This is a genomic window from Nocardia sp. NPDC046763, assembly GCF_040645495.1.
GTDB lineage: Bacteria > Actinomycetota > Actinomycetes > Mycobacteriales > Mycobacteriaceae > Nocardia.
On record NZ_JBEYYI010000020.1, the window covers coordinates 1 to 17984 of the forward strand.

Annotated in this window: 14 protein-coding genes and 1 pseudogene; 9 read left to right on the forward strand and 6 right to left on the reverse strand. The window is 63.9% G+C overall.

Features of this window, described 5'->3' with window-relative positions:
• The first annotated feature begins 183 nt into the window (after positions 1 to 183).
• The gene (locus tag ABZ909_RS28185) at positions 184 to 693 is read left to right on the forward strand and encodes an SUKH-3 domain-containing protein (RefSeq protein ID WP_357005162.1); all 510 of its coding nucleotides are present in this window, start codon (positions 184 to 186) and stop codon (positions 691 to 693) included.
• A gap of 227 nt (positions 694 to 920) precedes the next feature.
• Here ABZ909_RS28185 and ABZ909_RS28190 read toward each other — a convergent pair whose 3' ends face one another.
• A complete protein-coding gene (locus ABZ909_RS28190; protein WP_357005165.1) occupies positions 921 to 1817 on the reverse strand; it encodes a hypothetical protein in 897 nt (298 codons plus the stop codon).
• Positions 1818 to 2017: 200 nt separating this feature from the next.
• Positions 2018 to 3967, reverse strand: coding sequence for a UvrD-helicase domain-containing protein (locus ABZ909_RS28195; RefSeq protein WP_357005167.1), 1950 nt, complete (start codon positions 3965 to 3967; stop codon positions 2018 to 2020).
• 473 nt (positions 3968 to 4440) lie between these two features.
• Between ABZ909_RS28195 and ABZ909_RS28200 the strand changes: the two genes are divergently transcribed.
• The 3 genes from ABZ909_RS28200 to ABZ909_RS28210 all read left to right on the forward strand — a co-directional run bounded on the left by ABZ909_RS28200 (position 4441) and on the right by ABZ909_RS28210 (position 6302).
• Positions 4441 to 5493, forward strand: a complete 1053-nt coding sequence (locus tag ABZ909_RS28200) for an FAD-dependent monooxygenase (RefSeq protein WP_357005169.1) — start codon at positions 4441 to 4443, stop codon at positions 5491 to 5493.
• 273 nt (positions 5494 to 5766) lie between these two features.
• Positions 5767 to 6159 (forward strand): hypothetical protein, encoded by a 393-nt coding sequence (locus ABZ909_RS28205; RefSeq protein WP_357005171.1) that lies wholly within the window; start codon positions 5767 to 5769, stop codon positions 6157 to 6159.
• Positions 6159 to 6302 (forward strand): hypothetical protein, encoded by a 144-nt coding sequence (locus ABZ909_RS28210; RefSeq protein WP_357005173.1) that lies wholly within the window; start codon positions 6159 to 6161, stop codon positions 6300 to 6302. Before ABZ909_RS28205 ends, ABZ909_RS28210 begins: the two co-directional genes overlap by 1 nt.
• Positions 6303 to 6345: 43 nt before the next feature.
• Here the strand turns inward: ABZ909_RS28210 and ABZ909_RS28215 are convergent, their stop codons facing one another.
• Entirely contained in the window at positions 6346 to 7698 is a 1353-nt protein-coding gene (locus ABZ909_RS28215; protein ID WP_357005174.1) for a plasmid pRiA4b ORF-3 family protein, read from the reverse strand.
• Positions 7699 to 7961: 263 nt separating this feature from the next.
• Between ABZ909_RS28215 and ABZ909_RS28220 the strand changes: the two are divergent.
• A pseudogene (locus ABZ909_RS28220) lies at positions 7962 to 8375 on the forward strand (integrase core domain-containing protein); the annotation flags it as partial.
• 44 nt (positions 8376 to 8419) lie between these two features.
• Here the strand turns inward: ABZ909_RS28220 and ABZ909_RS28225 are convergent.
• Complete coding sequence (locus tag ABZ909_RS28225) at positions 8420 to 8605, reverse strand: hypothetical protein (protein WP_357005177.1); 186 nt, start codon at positions 8603 to 8605, stop codon at positions 8420 to 8422.
• 204 nt (positions 8606 to 8809) lie between these two features.
• Here ABZ909_RS28225 and ABZ909_RS28230 point away from each other — a divergent pair, with 204 nt between their 5' ends.
• Complete coding sequence (locus ABZ909_RS28230; RefSeq protein ID WP_357005180.1) at positions 8810 to 10783, forward strand: UvrD-helicase domain-containing protein; 1974 nt, start codon at positions 8810 to 8812, stop codon at positions 10781 to 10783.
• 323 nt (positions 10784 to 11106) lie between these two features.
• On the forward strand, positions 11107 to 12774 hold the full coding sequence (locus ABZ909_RS28235; protein WP_357005183.1) for a DUF262 domain-containing protein: 1668 nt from the start codon (positions 11107 to 11109) through the stop codon (positions 12772 to 12774).
• A gap of 406 nt (positions 12775 to 13180) precedes the next feature.
• Here ABZ909_RS28235 and ABZ909_RS28240 read toward each other — a convergent pair whose 3' ends face one another.
• Complete coding sequence (locus ABZ909_RS28240) at positions 13181 to 14371, reverse strand: Fic family protein (protein WP_357005186.1); 1191 nt, start codon at positions 14369 to 14371, stop codon at positions 13181 to 13183.
• A gap of 456 nt (positions 14372 to 14827) precedes the next feature.
• Here ABZ909_RS28240 and ABZ909_RS28245 point away from each other — a divergent pair, with 456 nt between their 5' ends.
• Complete coding sequence (locus tag ABZ909_RS28245) at positions 14828 to 15085, forward strand: hypothetical protein (protein WP_357005189.1); 258 nt, start codon at positions 14828 to 14830, stop codon at positions 15083 to 15085.
• Positions 15086 to 15358: 273 nt separating this feature from the next.
• Here the strand turns inward: ABZ909_RS28245 and ABZ909_RS28250 are convergent, their stop codons facing one another.
• The gene (locus ABZ909_RS28250; RefSeq protein WP_357005192.1) at positions 15359 to 15961 is read right to left on the reverse strand and encodes a YbhB/YbcL family Raf kinase inhibitor-like protein; all 603 of its coding nucleotides are present in this window, start codon (positions 15959 to 15961) and stop codon (positions 15359 to 15361) included.
• A gap of 865 nt (positions 15962 to 16826) precedes the next feature.
• On the opposite strand from ABZ909_RS28250, the gene ABZ909_RS28255 reads away from it, so the two are divergent.
• Complete coding sequence (locus ABZ909_RS28255) at positions 16827 to 17960, forward strand: CapA family protein (RefSeq protein WP_357005193.1); 1134 nt, start codon at positions 16827 to 16829, stop codon at positions 17958 to 17960.
• The last annotated feature ends 24 nt before the right edge of the window (positions 17961 to 17984 follow it).

The window sequence follows — 17984 nt, forward strand, 5'->3', positions numbered from 1 at the left end:
GAACCCGGAAGCTAAGGCCACCTGCGCCGATGGTACTGCACTCGACAGGGTGTGGGAGAGTAGGACACCGCCGGAACATCCTTCGCGAAGGCCCCGACCATTTGGTCGGGGCCTTCTGCGTATTCAGGCATATTTCAACCAAATCGATACATGCCCAACGCTATTCGGTACCGAATAGCCTCTATGCGCTTCTATTGGCCGAATCCAATCACGGCACAGGCTCTTACCGCCGCGGGCTGGACTCCTTCCCGCCGAGTAGACATCACCGACTGGATCGACCGTCTGGAAGGCGAAGGCTTCCGTGTCTCCCGCCCCGCCGCATCAATCCTCGAATCCTTCGGCAACCTCGCCATCCGTCCCCCGAACCTCGTCGGCGCCCTCTGGCCCGCAGACTCCCTCTTCTTCGATCCCATCGATGTAGCCAACGGCATGTACGACCGCTACGCCGACTTCGAATCAGCTCTCGGCCACCGCATGACCCCCCTAGCCGCCAACGCCACCGGCACAACCTTTCTCCTGATGCTCGACAACGGGAACGTCGTATCGGACGGCATCCTGGCCCTCCACTTCCTGGGCCCCACCTTCCCCCAGGCCCTCGACCTCATCCTCCGCCGCCACCGCACCCCCGACCCGATCCTCACGTACCACCGCGGCCGGCCGATCTCCGCAGCCCGGCAAACCCGAGCATCCTAGGTGTCGGCGCAACCTCAGATCGGATGACAACCGCCTATGCCAACGTCTCGGATCTCACTGTGCCGCCAGGCAATACGACATCAGAGACCTTCCAGAGGAGCGAGCGTGAAGGTGTGCGGCTTGATCGGTGTCGATCAGTCGTGGTGACGGGTGCAGTCCACCCGTCACCAACGTCGATGTCTCCTAGCGCGAGGTCATCTGTGCCTTGACACCGTAATCCGGCAGGTTTATGCGGGGTCCTCGAAGAGGCTGTCGACGGTGCTGGCCGTGATGGATTTGTCCAGCCAGTCGAGGAGACGTTCGGGTTCTGTGCAGGACGTGATGCGCTCACGGGCCGCGGCGGTGATGGTGATTCCGTTTCGCTCCAGTGTGTGAATGACGGCTACGGCAAGCCCCTCCGCGCGTCCTTCGGCGCGTCCCTCTGTGCGGGCCTGGGCGCGCAGGCGCTGGGAGGTCTCGGATCGGAAGAAAGAGAGGTCCACGGTCATCAACTGCCTCCAGAGTCGTCCGGCCGGGCTTTTGCCCAACCCGAGTTCAGTGAGTTCGGCGAAGATCAGTGCGTCGTCCTCGTCGACTCTTTGCAATGCGGTGGCCAGCGTTTTCAGTATGTCACCGATGCCGGGGTCGTTGGCATGGGTGATCGCGGAGAGGGTGGCCAGCGGTATGTCGCTGACCGCCTCCTGAAGTTCCGTCACGGGCCGCACGTTGTGCGGGCCCAGGACCAGAGGCCGGACGACGAGGCTGGCCCACTGGCGTGGGCCGATATGCTGTGGACCGGCGGCCCACGCCGCGGTCGCGGTGTCCTGGCATACGACGAGCAGGACCGGGTGCAGGTCATACTTCGCGTGGACGTGTGCGGGGTAGTAGGCCCAGGCGCTCGGCTTGCGCTTGTCGTCTCGGCTCTGAGCCTCCACCAGCAACAGAAATGGGCCTTCGTCGGTGTCGACGCGTAGGAGTGTGTCCACGCGCCGCTCCAGCGGTTCGATCTCCGTGAGATCGTTGGGTAACAGCGCGACGGTATTCGGTTTGGGGAACGGCAGATTCAGCGCGTCGAACGCGCGGCCGAATACGTCCGGGTGGCGTTGGAAGAGCCGGTGCATCGCTTCGTGTTTGGAGCCGACCATGCGATGAAGCTATCGCCTCGGATCGAATGTGTGTGCGAGTTGTTGTGGTGTTGTCCGGACCCTCCCGATTGGCATTGGGCTCGGCGGGTTGGAGACCGGGTGCCCCGGGAAGGTTTGGGAGCGTCCCCTTCAGCAGGGATCATTTGGGCCGGGTAGCAATCTCGGCAGCGTGGTGTCTCGAGGCATGGGATTGCGGCGGGTCAGTCTTGGATGAATCCGATCCAGAGGTAGTCGCGGGCTCGGGTCAGCGCGACCATGCGTTGTCTCGCGGCCAGATCCGCACGGTCACGTTCGGCGCCCGTGAGCGGTGTCGAGGCGGGCTTCGGCGCGTCGGTGAGGTGGAAGACGCCGGCGAAGTCCATGCCTTTGGCTCGATGGACTGTGCCGATCTTGACTGCCTCTTGATAGGTGCCGTCGAAGCTTTCGAGAGAAACCGTGGGGATCGCCGCTCGACGGAGAGCCGCCGAGGCTCGGCCGATTTCTCTATTCGTGTTGAGGATGACCGCGATGTCGGCCAAGGGAAGCCCGGAGTCCTTGATCGCTCGAACCAGCCGAGCCTCGGCCTCCCGGCGCGGGAAAGTCTCGGATTTCGCTGTGCCCCCGGGCAATACGACTTCTGTGTCGCGCAGGGCGAAGCCTGGTGCGCCATCGAGATCGTCGACGGTGTTGCCGGCATCGATGCGTTTGGCATACTCGTGCACCGCTGCCCTATTGCGATAGTTGGTGTCGAGCACCGCGCCACGCCCGACAATGGGAATCCCGGCATCGGACAACCGCCAACCGCCGGCGTAAACCTGCTGTTGGCCGTCTCCCACGAGAAGCAGCTGGGCGGTAGGTTCGCCGCCGGCGATCTGGTGAACCAGCCGCAGCTCCAGCAGCGTGAAGTCCTGCACTTCGTCGACGACGACCAGCCCATACGGATCGTCGAGTGGTGCGGCCCGCAGCTCCTCGATTGCCTTGGTGATCACATCCATGAAATCGCAGACGCCGCGTTTCGCCAGCCAATCCTGATAGGGCTGGAACAGTTGCTCCCAGACGATTTTCCGGCGTGCGTCGCCGAGGCCGATGCCGTTGCGGCCGGTGCGATCGATGGACTGGTACTGCTTCAGCGTGGTGATTCCGCGGCCCTTGATCACGCGCTGGATCTCGTCCTTCCAGTAGCCTGGATTGGATTCGACGGATTCGAGCGACCCGCGCGCATGGTCCTTCCACGCTTGGCTGAACGCGGTCTCGGCGGCGCTGTTGTCCAAGGTGAATTCGACCGCGCGATCCTTGAGGAATCCCATGGTCCACCCGTAGAGGCCGACGAATTCGGCCCGATCCCCGGCGTGTGGCGCCAGTCGAACGAATCCGGACCGGTGGTACTCCGGCAGGTTACGTACAAAGCTGGTGAACAGCAGCCGGCCGGGATTGTGCTTGGCGAATCGCGCCATTCGATGCAGGGCCACAACGGTTTTCCCGGTTCCGGCGGGTCCGCTGAACCGAGCCGGCCCGTTGTAGTTGCGGATCACGAGGTCCTGCTGACTCGGATCGAGAAAGATCATCCATTCGTGGAAGGGACGCCCCAGCATCTTGGTGCGAGCGTCCGCGCGCAAGTCGGTGGCTGCGAACAAGCCCTCGGCGACCTGTGCGGCTGCGGCCGCCGGGGCCTCGTCGGTCGAAAGCAGTTCGTACCTGGGACTTCGTGCGGCGACCGTGTCCGCGATCTCCCGGGCCCGCTTCCTGGTGAGCCGCACTTCTCCGCCGAAGAGCGCCCGCGGGATGCTGTTCAAGTCCACCGTCGAGAACGAAGCCTCCGGACCGAAATCCACTGCCCTGTCCATGAGCAGCAGTAGCTCGATCATGTGCGGCACATACTGGCTGCGTCCCACCCCGAGATTCGCGAATGTCTCCTCGGCGCGGTGACGAGCTCGTCTCACACTCGATGTTGCTGGAACAGTGTCCGCGAACACGAATGCGAACACGCCAGCGGGTCCGATCGCGAACGCATCAACCCGCTCCGGATCGCCGAACCCGCCCTGCCGATCGACCAGCACATACCAGCCACTTCGCATCAACGGAACCGACAGGAACCGCCGGTGTACCACATCCAGGAACGGCCGTTCCCCCAACTCCCGCTCGACCCACCGTTGCCGCTGTTCAAACTGCATATCCGCCACCGGAATCCCCTTTCCTCGTCGCTCCGGCGATGCGGCCGACCGATCGTCGCTGACGGTGGAGCGATTCATTCCGGAGACGAGTTCCTATGTCTTGCAACCTATTACGATGACCTCCAGGTCGTCCTGGTCACGGCATAGATTGTCACGGACCGTCACATGTCTTGGCACAAAAGAGAATTCACGATATGCCTGCTGTTCGGCGCGATGAACGACCGTGTGATGGTGTGGATGGTCTCCAGCTCCCGCGCTGACGCGGTGAGCGGGCCAGCTGAACGGACATGCCACGGTGCGTCGACCAGCTTACGAGCGCCCACACCCGAGCGAACCCCGGAGACCCTCGAGATCGTCCGCCGGTTAGGGGCACATCGTGGATAGGCTTGCGAATGGCTGGTGCGAAGTGGTCGAGATGGCTGATCGCCTCCGCCGGGGAGTATCCCAAAGGGATTACCGCACAGGAGATCCGAATGACGACCATCATCGGCGGCGGCATCGCTGGCATCGCGCTCGCAGGTGCGCTGGCTCGCGCCCAGGACAAAGTGACGCTCTTCGAACAGCAATCGGCAGGCTCCACTGGGGGCGGTGCGTTCCTGTTTCTGGACCAGCGTGGACATGACGCGCTGACCGGGCTCGGACTCGACCGGGACGCCCTGCACGCTGCCTCGCACCCGGTGCACGGCCTGGACTACACCAACAGCGCCGGCACGCACTCCAGTCGAATGGGCCAGGGCCACCGGTTCTGGCTGCGCCGCAACTTGATCGGCGTCCTGACCGAATTCTTGGACGGGTCCGGCGCCGAGGTGCTCGCTGGGGCCGCAGTCACTGACGTGACCCTGGATGGCGGGGCGGCGGTAGTCCACCGCGGCGGTGAGACCACCGCCATCGATTCATTGCTCATCGGCGCGGATGGCATCGATTCGGTCGTGCGCGCCGGCCTGGAACCGCAGCGTCGCCCCACCTACGCCGGAGATGTCGTGTTGTACGGCATGACCACGGCCGGGTTGGAATTGCCCACGCCTCCCGATGTCCTGCACTTCTACGCCGAAATTCCCGAGCTCGGCGGCCTCGGCAGCACGTTCGGGCATGTCTGGAGCCGTGCTGAGAACACCACCGCCCTGTGGTTCCTGCGCATTCCACGTCCGCCCCTCGACGCCGACGATCTCGGCTTCCGCCCGGTCGGCGAATGGGCCGACACCGTACTCGAGGCTGCCCCGTCCAACCGCGAGATCCTTGAAACCCTGCTCGCACTGACGGATTCGGTGCATGTCAGCAATGCCCGCGACGTCCCCCTCGAAGGCGCGGCCGCGCCGAGTACGCCGGTTCTGCTCGTCGGGGACTCCGATCACGCAATCACTCCAGCAGCCGGAGTTGGTGCTCGCGACGCTCTGGAGGACGCCCTCGCGGTGTATGAGGCTGTCCGCAGCGCGAACTCGCCCGCGGACGCGATGGCCGCGCGTCGCGGGCAAATCCTCGCCGACCGGGAACAGGCCCGGCGCGCGATTCCGCGTCCGCGCCCATAGCGAAGGCTTCGGTAGCTCGGGTGCGGTTGTTCTCGGTTGAACCGTGGGATCGCCTTCTCGCCAGTGGCCTCTGGAACTCTGATCCGATGAGACCTTCCGCGGGGCATGAACTGCGTGGATACCGATGCGGACTGGGGCGCCGGCCGCGGCCCAGGATGTTCGGGGGCCGGTCTGACCACCCAGGCGCTGCTGCCGCGAGCAGTGGATGCATGTGCGGGCTGAATGCTCAACAACACGTGGTCCGGCGGGATTTGGCTTGGGTAGGCTCCGGCGGTGGCAGACGCCGATCTTCGTTCGCTCCCGCCTGGGCTCGCGCCGCTCTGGCGTGAATTGCATCGCCGTTTGTCGTCCGGCCAGACAGTGAGCAGGTTGAGGGTAAGGCCGCTCGATGAGCCGGAACGCATCGCGATCGCTGAATTCTTCGGGATGCCACGGTTGCCCGGCGGGTTCGCCATGGTTGCAATGGATACCTTCGAAAAGGTTCTTTTCGCGGCGACGGGTTCGACGGTGCGCGCGGCGGTAGGGCGAATCGTAGATCCTATCGGGGATCGTGGTGTCGAGCGTCTCAGGGCCGCGATGGAGCGTATCGGCATCGACGATGTCCGATCCAGGTTGCGATCGGTGGGCTGGCTCGAGTCGCTCGAAGACGACTGGACCTGGATCTGATGCTGACCTCCGACCACGAGTGGTGTACGTATCCGGAGCTACCGGGCGTCGGGATCCACCAGATCCTCGGCGGTGATGGCGACGACGCGGTCACCACTGCCCGGTTCACCTGGGACGGCGAACAACTGCATCGTTCGGAGTGAGCGAGCTGACGGCGAAAGCGGCATCAGCGTGCCGTTCTCGGTGTCAGGGTCGGCCGATCAGAACAGATCGGGCGAATTCTCGTGCCGCCGGATCGAACCGCTTTCCGCGGATCTTCCGATCCCGCCGCAGCAAATCCATTCGCTCGAACACATCGACAACCTGGGAGACAACGCGCCCATAGACCCTGACATCGGCGGGTGCGGAGTCTCCGGGATGCGTCCAGCCGATGGCCGGCAGCTGACCGAGGACGATCTGGTCGACCCCTTCGGTCACTCCGGCGGCCACCGTGACCAGGTAGACGAGTGCGGGTTCATCGCCGTACTTTCCGATTTGCGCGGCGACTCGTTCGGCAAGATGCCACCACATCCCGACCGGATCATTGTGGAGCGCACGAGCTTTGGGTGTCGGGAGCAGCTTTCCGCGGTGCTTGCGTACGAGGCCGAGGCTCTGGGCCGACTCGCGCAGGAGGTGCACCGGGGGAGTGAGGTCTTCCCGGTTTCCCTTCCCGATCCAATTCGCCGCCATCGAGAGGTCGGTGAAAACGGACTCGACGATGGCGGGTGGCAGGTATCCGGCGCTGGTCAGCGTGACCCCGTCCCGGCCGAGGTGCTCGAGGAGACAGGTATACGGCCGGACCGCAGCTTGAGCGATTGCTGGGTCCACCGCGACCGGACTGTCGAGTTGAGCGCGGTCGACCAGGTCGTGCATGGTCTTGCGCGCAGGGGCAGGCATCCCGCGTATGAGCATGACGACATCGCGCACGGCCTCTGGAAGCGCTGCGTCCAAACCGTTCTCGGGCCCGGCTCCTCGGAGGATGTCATCGGCTACTCCGATGTCCTCCAGTGTCGTGTTGATGTGATCGAGATCGAATGGAATGGGCGTCAACTCAGCGAAATCGATGTCGTCGCCATACATCTCACGCAGCTCGGCAAGAGCGCCGGCATGGTTGGGATTGCCGGAATCGGTTGCTTCCGTGAGTAGTTCGTAGCCAGGAACGCCCCCGCAGTCTTCGGGAGCTCCCGGCCGCCGCCCGTCCGCGCACCACGCCAGCGGCGCGCCCGGATCTCTCGGCACTACCTCTTCGAGTTGGAGCACATGCAGCCAGTCGTCGCCGAAGTCGTAGAGATAGAAGAGCCGGTCCCCTGCATCGACGAGCACCTCATCCAGCCGGACCTGCTCTTCAGGAATCCCAGCTTCACCCTCCTCGGCTTGAAAAGGACACAGATAGTACTCGGTCCGCCGATCGTAATACGCAGTGCCACTGCCGAATTGGTGCAGATGATAGTCCTCCCAGTCGAACACGATCTGCAACACGTCGTGAATCTGATCGAGAAACAGATCTGATGCGACCTCGATCACCCGCCACACCGGCGGCTGGGTTTCCGCCAGCTCCACCCGTATCCGGTAGGTGCACGTCTCACCGCGCCGCGGCCGACGCCGGGATGGCACCGGAGGCTCGGCGCCGTCTTCGACCGTGCCGGCTCCCATTGAAAGCACTGTCCCGAGTGCGGCGCGTAGTTCGGCCGGTGTCATTCCGGACAGTGCGTCACGAAACCGATCCAGTCCGTCGTTGTGCGGCATGCGGCATATTGTCGCAGGCCGAGTCCTGGCAGCGCGCATTCGGCGGCAGGTTGTGAAGGAGCGGATTCGGCCGCGAGTCGCTGCTGCACCTGGTCGAGCGCTCGATCACCGCCGAGAAACTCGTCGCCGAACTCGAGAAGGTGTTCTCTACCCGCGGTGGCCCGCCGATGGTGCTGCGGATGGACAATGGTCCGGAAATGATTTCTCATGCCCTGCAACAGTTTTGCGCCGATCGGGTGCGGATCGTCTACATTCCGCCCGGGACGCCGCGGAACAACGGGTTCATCGAGTCGTTCAACTGGTGGCTACGCAGCGAATGCCTCAACCGCAACCACTGGACCAGCCTGCTCGAGGCGCGGGTGGTGATCGGCGACTTCAAGCTCGAGCACAACCATCGGCATCGGCATTCGGCGCTGGGCTATCTCACCCCGGCCGAGTACGCTGCCCGCTGCGGCCACACCCACCACCCCGTGGCCTGCGACATCAACTGAAACCGAATCGAATACAACCCGGACTCAACCACCGGGTGGTCCCGTTATCGGGGACCGGTCAGTTCTGTCAGCAATCGGGATTTGCCGATGCCACCAACTCCGGTTAGCAGCAGGACTTTTGGAGTGTCGGTTGCTTCGGCAAGCAGCCTGTCGAAGCGAGCCAGCGCGCTGTCCCTGTTCACGAACGGACGGCCGATTGCTCCTGGTTGGTAGCGTGCGATCAGCGCCATAGCGCCCTCCCCGTCGCCCATTGCACGTCGCAATTGTCCCCGATGATCAGGTCGAAGCGAACGGGTTTCGGTCTTATGCGAGCGAAAACCTATGGCTAACAAACCAACTGGCCGGGACTTGTGACTAGTAGAGGAATTGCGTCAGTCTGTTAGAACGCTGCTCGCTCGGGCGGATGTCGTCGCAAAGCAGATGGGGGTGTCGCGATGGCACGTACAACGAGTCATGACCGCGAAGTACGGCGGTTGCAGGCGGAGAAGGCTCTGTCCACCGTCGGACCGCTGACATCGAGGGCAAGAAATGTGTTGTCCGGGTTGCTGTCCGAGGGGCGACGAGGATGGCGCCTGCTCGTCCGAGATTCACAATTGCGGACACCTGGGTACGCTGACGCGTTCCTGATCGGGCCCGGCGGTGTATTCGGGCTCCTGTTCGACGACCGGGTGCCTGGGGCGCCGATCGCCCAGAACATCGAAGCACATGCGCAACAGCTGTTCGCTGACCTCCCAGTGGGGAACCATCGCAACGTGTTCGTTCCGGAGACAATCGAACTCGTCGTGGTCGTCGCTCCGCGTGCTCGGGCGCAGGTCAACGGAGGCTTCCGCGTGGTCAGCGAACTCGACTACCGATCGCTCTTCGATTGCGAGGTTCGGCTGCACCGCGGTGTGGCCGGCAGGATTGCGGAGATGGTCTCCGCGCGCGATTGTGGCTACAGGCTGCTGTCGCTCGAAGGACCTCCGACTCCGGTGCCGTTGAGCGAAGCGGGACTCATCGATACCGAACGCCTGTTGGAGGACGAGCGTGCCCAGGCATTGGAGAAGCCGTTCCCAACCTGGATGACGTTTCTCGACCCAGAGCAGCGGGCGCTGGTGTCCCGGAATTACAACGGTCCAGCACGCATCGCGGGACCTGCGGGAACCGGCAAGACAGTGGTCGCTCTGCATCGGATGGCCCGGCGGGCTCGCAAGACGACTGGGAAACTGCTGTTCACCACCTTCGTTCGGAATCTGCCGAGGTGTCAGGAACAGGCGTTCGCGCAGTTGGCTCCGGATGCGGTGGAGCGGACCGAGTTCAAGAACCTGCATTCCTGGGCTCGCGAGTTTCTCGAGGGACGTGGCGAGCACGTGAACATGGACCTCAAACTCGCCGACAATGCCTTCAACCTCGCATGGTCGCGTGTCGGCAGTCGCGGCCCACTCGCGCAGATCGAGCCCGACAACCGATACTGGCGTGAGGAGATCGATCGTCTGATCAAGGGCCGGGGCATCCATGACTTCTACGAGTACGCGGAGCTCGACCGCCGGGGACGGCACGGCACACTGCATGGTCCAGCGCGAAAGGCCGTGTGGGAGTTGTTCTATCGGTATGAGGAGATTCGCCAACGCCAACGCTTCCTCGACGCCAATGATCTCATCGCCGCCGCATTGGCTGAGCTGAAGGAGAATCCGGCTGATCCGCTCTACGACATGGTCGTCGTCGACGAGGTGCAGGACATGTCGGTGCTCGGCTTGCGACTTGTGCATGCCCTCACCGGAAATGCGCCGAACGCGCTGCTCCTCGTCGGCGACGGACGCCAGAAGATATATGCGGGCGGCTGGAAGCTCTCGGACGCCGGCATCCCGATCGTGGGCCGTGGCGAGGTACTGCGAGTCAACTACCGCAACTACGACGCGGTGATCGCGTTGGCTGCTTCGCTCGAAGGAAAGACCAGAGTCGACGATCTCGATGGTGCAGATGGCACAGTCCTGAGTCGCTCCGAGGCCACGCTGCGTGGCGGGACGGCCGAAACATGGACGGGCAGTGACGAGGACGTCGAGGAACAGGTGCGGATGCAGCTGCAAAAGATTGCGGCAAAGGGGATTCCACTGTCGGCGACAGCCCTGCTCGCGTTGACGAATCACCATGCGGATCGATTTAGAGCAGCACTTCGTCGGTGGCAGGTGCCGTTCCGGAACCTCGAGGACTACGTCGGAGCTGACGAGGACATGATCAAGATCGGCACTGTATACCGCGCCAAGGGTCTCGACTTCCGTGCTGTGCTGCACCCCTTCTTCTCGAAAGCTCTCCCAGCGGAACCGTTCAGCGATGCTGCCCATGATCGCGCTGATCTGGTGACGAATCAGCGATTCGTGGCCATTACCAGGGCTCGGGAGTACGTCTGGCTGGGAATCGTGGGGGATTAGCGCGGTGCCGGACAACGCGAGAGCCCTCTTCGAGCGGTTCTCGACATTCGATCCGCAGCTGCGGCAGTATCCCTGGTCTGTCCAGACGAACTGGTTGACGTCATCGGGGATCGCGCCGCGGACGGTGGGGACGTTTGCATGCCGGCGTAGTCGTCGTGGTCCCTGCGGATGGTCCGGCGTCGGTGAGTTCGACCGATACAGTGACCGATTCAGCGGGAACACGCGCGAGCTGGTGTTTTCCGGTCAGCGGTAGTCGGAGGCATCCGTATGCCCGGCCGCCTCGGTAGGGTGTTCGGCGGACCACTCGAACCAAAGGAAGCTTGGTGTTCTCTCCCGATCAGCTGGTTGTCGTGATACCGCGCGAGGATATCGAAAGCGGGGACCTGGGGCCCGCCCTCGAGGCCCTCAACTCGTGCTTCGTTTCGCCGGAGCGCGCCCGAATCTTCATGGGCGCAGTCGAACTGGTCATCAAAGGCTACGAGCACATCCCGACCGAACTGTTCGAGATGGAACCGGTCCGTCAGTTCGTGCGACGGCTCGACGGTGAGTTTCCCTACTGGTTGTATTTCCTGGGTCTGGGTGGACCGTCGCTGCGGCTGATCTTCGGCTGCTTCCTGCCGCCGTACCTCGATGAGGCCGAGCGGCACCAGCAATTCGCGCACCGTCTGGGGGCGGTGATGGAGGACCGGTGGTTGCCCGCAATGAGTGACGTCGCGGCATTCGCCGGGCTCGCTGCGGCTGAGTTGGACGCCCGCACCGCCAGCGTCTTCGACCACTACTTCCGTTCCAGCGCACCGGCAGTCGCGACATCACCGGCCGACACCACCGTGACCCTGCGTGATCAGGCCGCGGCCGTGGTGGAGGAAGTCTTCTACGGTGAGCCGACCGGCGTCGAGATCGAGCGGAACGACGACCTGTTCGAGAGCCGTCCGGCGGCGCCGTGGGATCCCGAGCAGATCCGGATTTCCACCCGTACCTTCTCCCTGCGCAATGTCCTCGACATGATCGACGACGGCGATCTCGAATTGGCTCCCGATTTTCAACGCAACCGAGTGTGGAAGGGACGCCAGAAGTCTCGGCTGATCGAGAGCCTGCTGCTGCAGATTCCGCTGCCCGCCTTCTATTTCGCCGAGGACCGCGGCGGGATGTTCCGCGTGGTGGACGGCCTGCAACGGTTGTCCACCGTGCACGAGTTCGTGAAGGGCGGTTTCGCGCTCGACGAGCTCGAATACCTCGATGGCGAGCGCGAGAAGACCTTCGCGGAACTGGATCCGCCACTGCGCCGCCGGCTTCACAACGCCCAGATCGTGGTGCACGTGATTGAGCCGTCCACGCCCAACCGCGTCAAGTACGACATCTTCAAACGCATCAACACCGGTGGAGAGCCGTTGAATGCCATGGAGATTCGGCACTGCATGAGCAGTGCGCGCAGCCGGAATCTGCTCAAGCGGTGTGCGTCCGCCGAGGTCTTCCACGCGGCGACCGGCGGCGTGCTGCGAAATCACGTCCGAATGAACGACCGCGAGGCCGTTCTGCGTTTCCTGGCCTTCTACACCCTTCCGGATCTGCAGGAGTACGACTCCTACGGGTCGTTGGAGAACCTGCTCGACGCCACCACCGAACTCATCGACGACGTCGGCCAGATCTCCGACGCGCACCTCGAATCCTGGTTCGCCGCCTTCGAACGCGGCATGATCAACGCGCGAATCATATTCGGCGACTATTCCTTCCGGCGCTGGCCGACCGGCAACGATCGGCGTTCCCCGATCAACCGTGCGCTGCTGGAAAGCTGGGGTGTCGTCCTGTCCGGCTACCACCCCGAACAGCTCGAGCGCGCTCGGCCCCGAATCGTCGCCGAGGCTCGCGCCGCCATGGCGAAGAACAACGAATACATCGCCGCGATCAGCGCCTCTACCGCCGACCCCAAACGCGTGCGGGTCCGCTTCGAGGTCCCGCGCCGGATCGTCGAGGATGCGATCGCTCTGTCGTAGGCACGGGTTCGTCCGCGCGCTGACTCCGGTCATCCACGTTGTTGATGACGGACTTTGACTCGATCCGTTCATGGTTCGAGTACATCTCGATTGTGCGAGACGGACTGTCTGGCACAAATTACGGTGGCACCGAGCGGGATTCGAGGCGCCTGCCGGTCGGTGCGAGCTCTACGCGATGGTGACGCAGGCGCCGCCGGAGAACGTTACGGTTGCCGGATCCTGGACGAGTTGGCGTAGGTCCGGTCGGTTCGAACCGCCAGTGAACCGGAACTGATGTTCTCGGAGTGGGATTGGGTTGTATTCGCCGACGCGGTGAAGGCCAGGGAATTCGACCAGCCCATAAGGGCAGGACTTTCAGTCCTGCAACTCGCTGGTCACTGTCACGTCGACCCGTACGCCAGCCGATTCATAGGTGCTCGGTGGTGCGTCGCCCGATGGCCGCGCTCAGCGCGTCCAGCTCCGCGAGCACATCGGTCGCGGCCCAGATGCGGTTGCGCTTGCTTTCCGAGAGGAGCTCGAGAATCCCCGCGTCGGTCAATCGTCCCAGCGCCCGATAGGTGCTGGCGTCGGTGGTGCCCGCGATGCGTTGTGCGGTGTCGGCGTTGAAGATCGGGGTTTCGAGCAGCGCTGCGAGGAGGGTCTCGTCCGCCGAGTTCGCGCGCGGGCGGGCGATGTCTCGCCAGCGTCTCGGCAGGTCGGCGAGAGCCACGGCCGACTCCTGCGCGGCCTCGCTGGCGTGGATCGCGCCGACTGCCAGGTACTCGACGAATGTGTCGACGTCGCCATTGCGAAATCGGTTGAGGTGCAGGAAGTATCGGCCGGTGTCCGCCAGCATGACCGACGCCAGCGGTACGGTCACTCGGCGGGTGAGGCCGCGGCGGCGCAGCACGGCACTGATCAGCGCCCGTCCGATGCGCCCGTTCCCATCGGCGAACGGGTGGATGGACTCGAACTGGGCATGCGCGATAGCGGCTTGCGCGAGGATCGGCAGATCGTCCCGGTTGACGAAGACCAGCAGATCGGCGACCAACTCGGCGACCAGTTCCGGGGGTGGCGGGACATGCGCGGCGTTGATCGGCGTGTAGTCGCTGCCCCCGATCCAGTTCTGCACATCCCGGAGTTGTCCCGCATCGGGGGCAGCGTAGTAGTCGATGGCCATCAGTAACCGGTGTGCCCCGAGCAGATCGTCCATCCCGATGCTGCCGGAGCAGGCCGCATCGACCATTGCGATCAGAGCTTTGACCGCCGCCAATTGCGACTTGGCCTCATTGCTGGCTTTACCTCCCGCCACAGCTTTGCCGAAGGCCCGCCAGCCTGCATCGATATGTTCGATCTTGGAGGATGCGACGGACTCACTGCGCAGCAGGAAGTCGGCCAGTGGCACGAGGTGCTCGCCGAACCCGGCCTCGAGGCGGGCTATCGCAATCAACGCTGCTTCGTGGGCGCGAGCAACGGGCCCCGTCGGGTCGTAGTCGAGCTCGCCTATTCTGGGCGGAATCGCGACCGCGATCCGATCAAGGGTCCGATCCGCCCGCGAGCCGTGACGCTGACGCGGGTTCCAGACCCGCTCTTCGCTGCGGTGTGGTGGCCAGTTCACGCGGTCTCCTTCGATAAAGGTCGACCAACTCTGGTGCTTAACTTACTTTATGTCTATGAAACGTAGCTAACGCCGATTTTGATGTACTTTACATGCCCTTCATTCGGTCCGCGGTCCTCCCAGCCTGCGATAGCGGAGTGAGAAGTCTCGGAACTCGGCCCCCGGGCATTGCTCAACAGACCGACCGCGGAACCACGTCTCGAAGCGGCGGCCTGCGCTCGAGCAGACGTGGTTCGGAGCAAGCGACGCCACATGGGAAAACGTGCCGATCGCCCTTTCTGTCGGGTCATTTGGGCTCTGCCGCTGAGACCTGTGAGGAGTGATTATGGATTGATGACAAATGTTTCGAATCTGACCGCACCGGAACGACGCCGGCTGGCCCAACACACGCTGGACTCACTGACGGACCGGGCGGGGCATACGTTGACGCAGGTACGGTGCGGTTGTGGTCACCGCGTGGCGGCGGTGTTCGATACGCCGACCGGCGCGGTGTATCAGTCGGCGACCGGGCCGCACGCGCATGGGTCGAGGGATTTCGTCGATGCTGCGCACAGCGCTCACGGGCATGGCACTCGGTTTACGGATCTGCTTGCCGGTGATGGCTTTGTCGATGACGCGTTGCCCGCTTCCTGCGAATGCGGGCCGCACACACTGTCGCGGTCCCGACTCCAGCAAGCCGTCGCGAACCACGAGCACAAGATTCAGCTGCCCTGATCAGCCATCACAACGCCGGAAAACCGAGGGCCGTGATCTGGCGGTCCATCCGGACGGAGGTCGGCAGGGCGTCGCCCTCGCCTTGCGTCAGTGTCTGAATTCGTGCAGGCATGCCGCCGATCCACCAGTTCGACCGTTGTCCGTAGCCGTGCGTCACCAGCGGCGCGGAGCCGATCTGCCCCAGAAAGCTCAGCCAGTAGCCGTCCAGAGCGCACTCCTCCCGCCCGCCCCTGGAACCGGCGGTTGCCCCGGCGTGCCATGAACTCGGGTGGCTCAGTTCGAGTGCAGGCCGGAGTTGAGTGTGTAGGTGCCGACGAGCTCAGCTTGCCCCAGGACGTGGCCGGTCATCGCTTGGCGCAGCCGTTTTCCGGTCACTGCCCGTTGGAGCGGCAGCCGTTCGACATCCAGGGCGCTGACGGTGAACACGTAGTGATGGATGCGCTGGTCGTTCCATGGCGGGCAGGGGCCGTCGTAGCCGTAATGATCGTTTCCCGCACTGCTGAAGTCGTTGAGGCCGTAGCGCGCGTTATGGGGTGCACCCGGACCTGGCTTGCCGTGTGTGGTCTGGAGGCTGCCCGCGGCGATCTGCCGCACGTCGGCCGGGATATCGAAAAGCGTCAAATGGTAGAAGTCGGTGCGGGGCAATTCCTTCGGTACCGTTCGCCCCTCGATGTTCACGTCCGAGCCGGTGCTGGGTACGTCGATGTCGCAGCACACGACCGCGAACGATCGTGTTCCTGCCGGCACCTCGTCCCACGCCAGATGTGGGTTGTGATTGGCGCCCGCCCGGACATGGTGCACGGCGTCCGGTACGCCGTAGGCGAATGCGCCCGGAATGCGCGCATTGTCGTCGAATGAATCACTTCGGACCTTCATAACGATGCCTTCCACTCATGCGGACCGATAGGCCTGCGCTATTCAGGGGTGGCTATGAGGGTGTAATCAACACGGCTCGTCGGTGGGATCATTCTGCGGCGTTCCCGCGCCATTGGGGGAATCTCATCTTGTCGGTCGACCACATTGTCGTCCGAACCTCTGCCTGGGCGAATCAATTCGTGCGATACATAGATTCTGCGCTTCTGACCTGACCTCGCCCAGAAGCGAAGGTCATCGGAACGGTATTCCTTCGACGTGCTGTACGCACGGTGTGGTCGCGCTGGTCCCGGGCACTCGGTCGCCGCGCCCACGCCTGCGCCCGCCCGCAGTGGTGCAGCACAAATCGCTCGCGCTCACCGACGAAGCCTGCGACAAGGCCTGAAGATCATGGGACTACGACTTCCCTCTGTTCACCGAATCCGGCAGCGGCATCGACAGCGTGCTCTACCGCAGCGGCGACGGCTACCGGCTCGCCCAGCTCGATCCGCGACCCCGAGGCCGTCACCTGCGGCAGTGTGCCGGTCACGATCAGCCCGGCACCCGCGCCCGCGAGGACCGTGGAGGGCGCGATACGACGGCCATTGCGGACTGCTCACGCCCGCCATCTCAGCGGAAGAGAATCACCGCGGCCAGCCGCTTTCGAGTCGGTCGTGAACGCCCAGATGACATTCGGTCGCTGGATCGGGGACCTTCGGCCCGACCGAATCCGGTTGGGGCCGTGAATCATTGATGATGCCGGGGAAACTCGGTGTCCTGCCTGAACTGGTGAATCGATCGATTCGGGACGCTGAGCCCGATCGAGACACCCCGTCGTCACGGACAGGTAAACCACTCTCGGGCAGGTCTCGTTCTGGGGCCGAAAACAATGACGCACACGAGCAGTTCGCCGCAACAGAGTCCGGTCACCGTGGTGCTGGGCGGTGATGTGATGCTCGGTCGCGGCGTCGACCAGATCCAGCCGCATCCGGGTGATCCGCTGTTGTGCGAACCGTGGGTCGATGACGCCCGCCGCTATGTCGAGTTGGCGGAGAAGACGAACGGGTCGATACCGTACCCGGTGGGCTTCGACTGGCCGTGGGGCGATGTCGGGCCGATGCTCGACCAGCTGGCACCCGAGGTCCGGCTGATAAACCTCGAAACCACGATCACCATCGACGGCGTATTCGCGCCCGCCAAGGGCATCCATTATCGGATGAACCCCGCCAATATCGCGACGCTGAAAGCGTTTCGTCCCGACGCCTGCGCGTTGGCCAACAATCACATCCTCGATTTCGGAAACCGCGGCCTGCGCGACACTCTCGACGCGCTCGCCGCGGCGAGCATCCGCAGCGCCGGGGCGGGAACGAGCATCGCCGCGGCCTGCCGCCCGGTGGTGGTGGAGCCGGCCGCCGGGCGGCGGGTGGTCATCGTCTCGGTCGCCAGTACCAGTAGCGGCGTGCCGCTGGGGTGGGCAGCGCAGCATGATCGGCCGGGAGTGTGGCTGGCCGGTGATCCGTTGGGCCGTGCTGTCGCCGACCATGTCGCGGCGCAAGCGTTGGCGCACAAGCGTCCCGGCGATATTCTGATCGTGTCCGTGCATTGGGGTCCGAACTGGGGCTACGGGATCGGACAGAGCGAAATCCAATTCGCGCAACGGCTCGTCGACGCCGGCGTCGACATCGTGCATGGGCATTCATCGCACCATCCTCGCCCCGTCGAGATCTACCACGGCAGACCGATTCTCTACGGCTGCGGCGATGTCATCGACGACTACGAAGGCATCCCCGGATACGGGTCCTATCGTCCCGAACTGCGGCTGCTCTACCTGGTTTCGGTCGATCCCGGCGGGCAGCCGACCGGAATCCGGCTGCTGCCCATGCGGATACGCCGCATGCGGCTCGAACATGCCTCCCGGGCCGATGCCGATTGGCTGGGTAAGACACTGACCCGCATCAGCCGCCGGTTCCACACCCATATCGAACGCGGAGCCGACGACCTGCTCGAGATCCGCTGGGGCTGATCCGAACTCGTGCCCAGAGCCGAA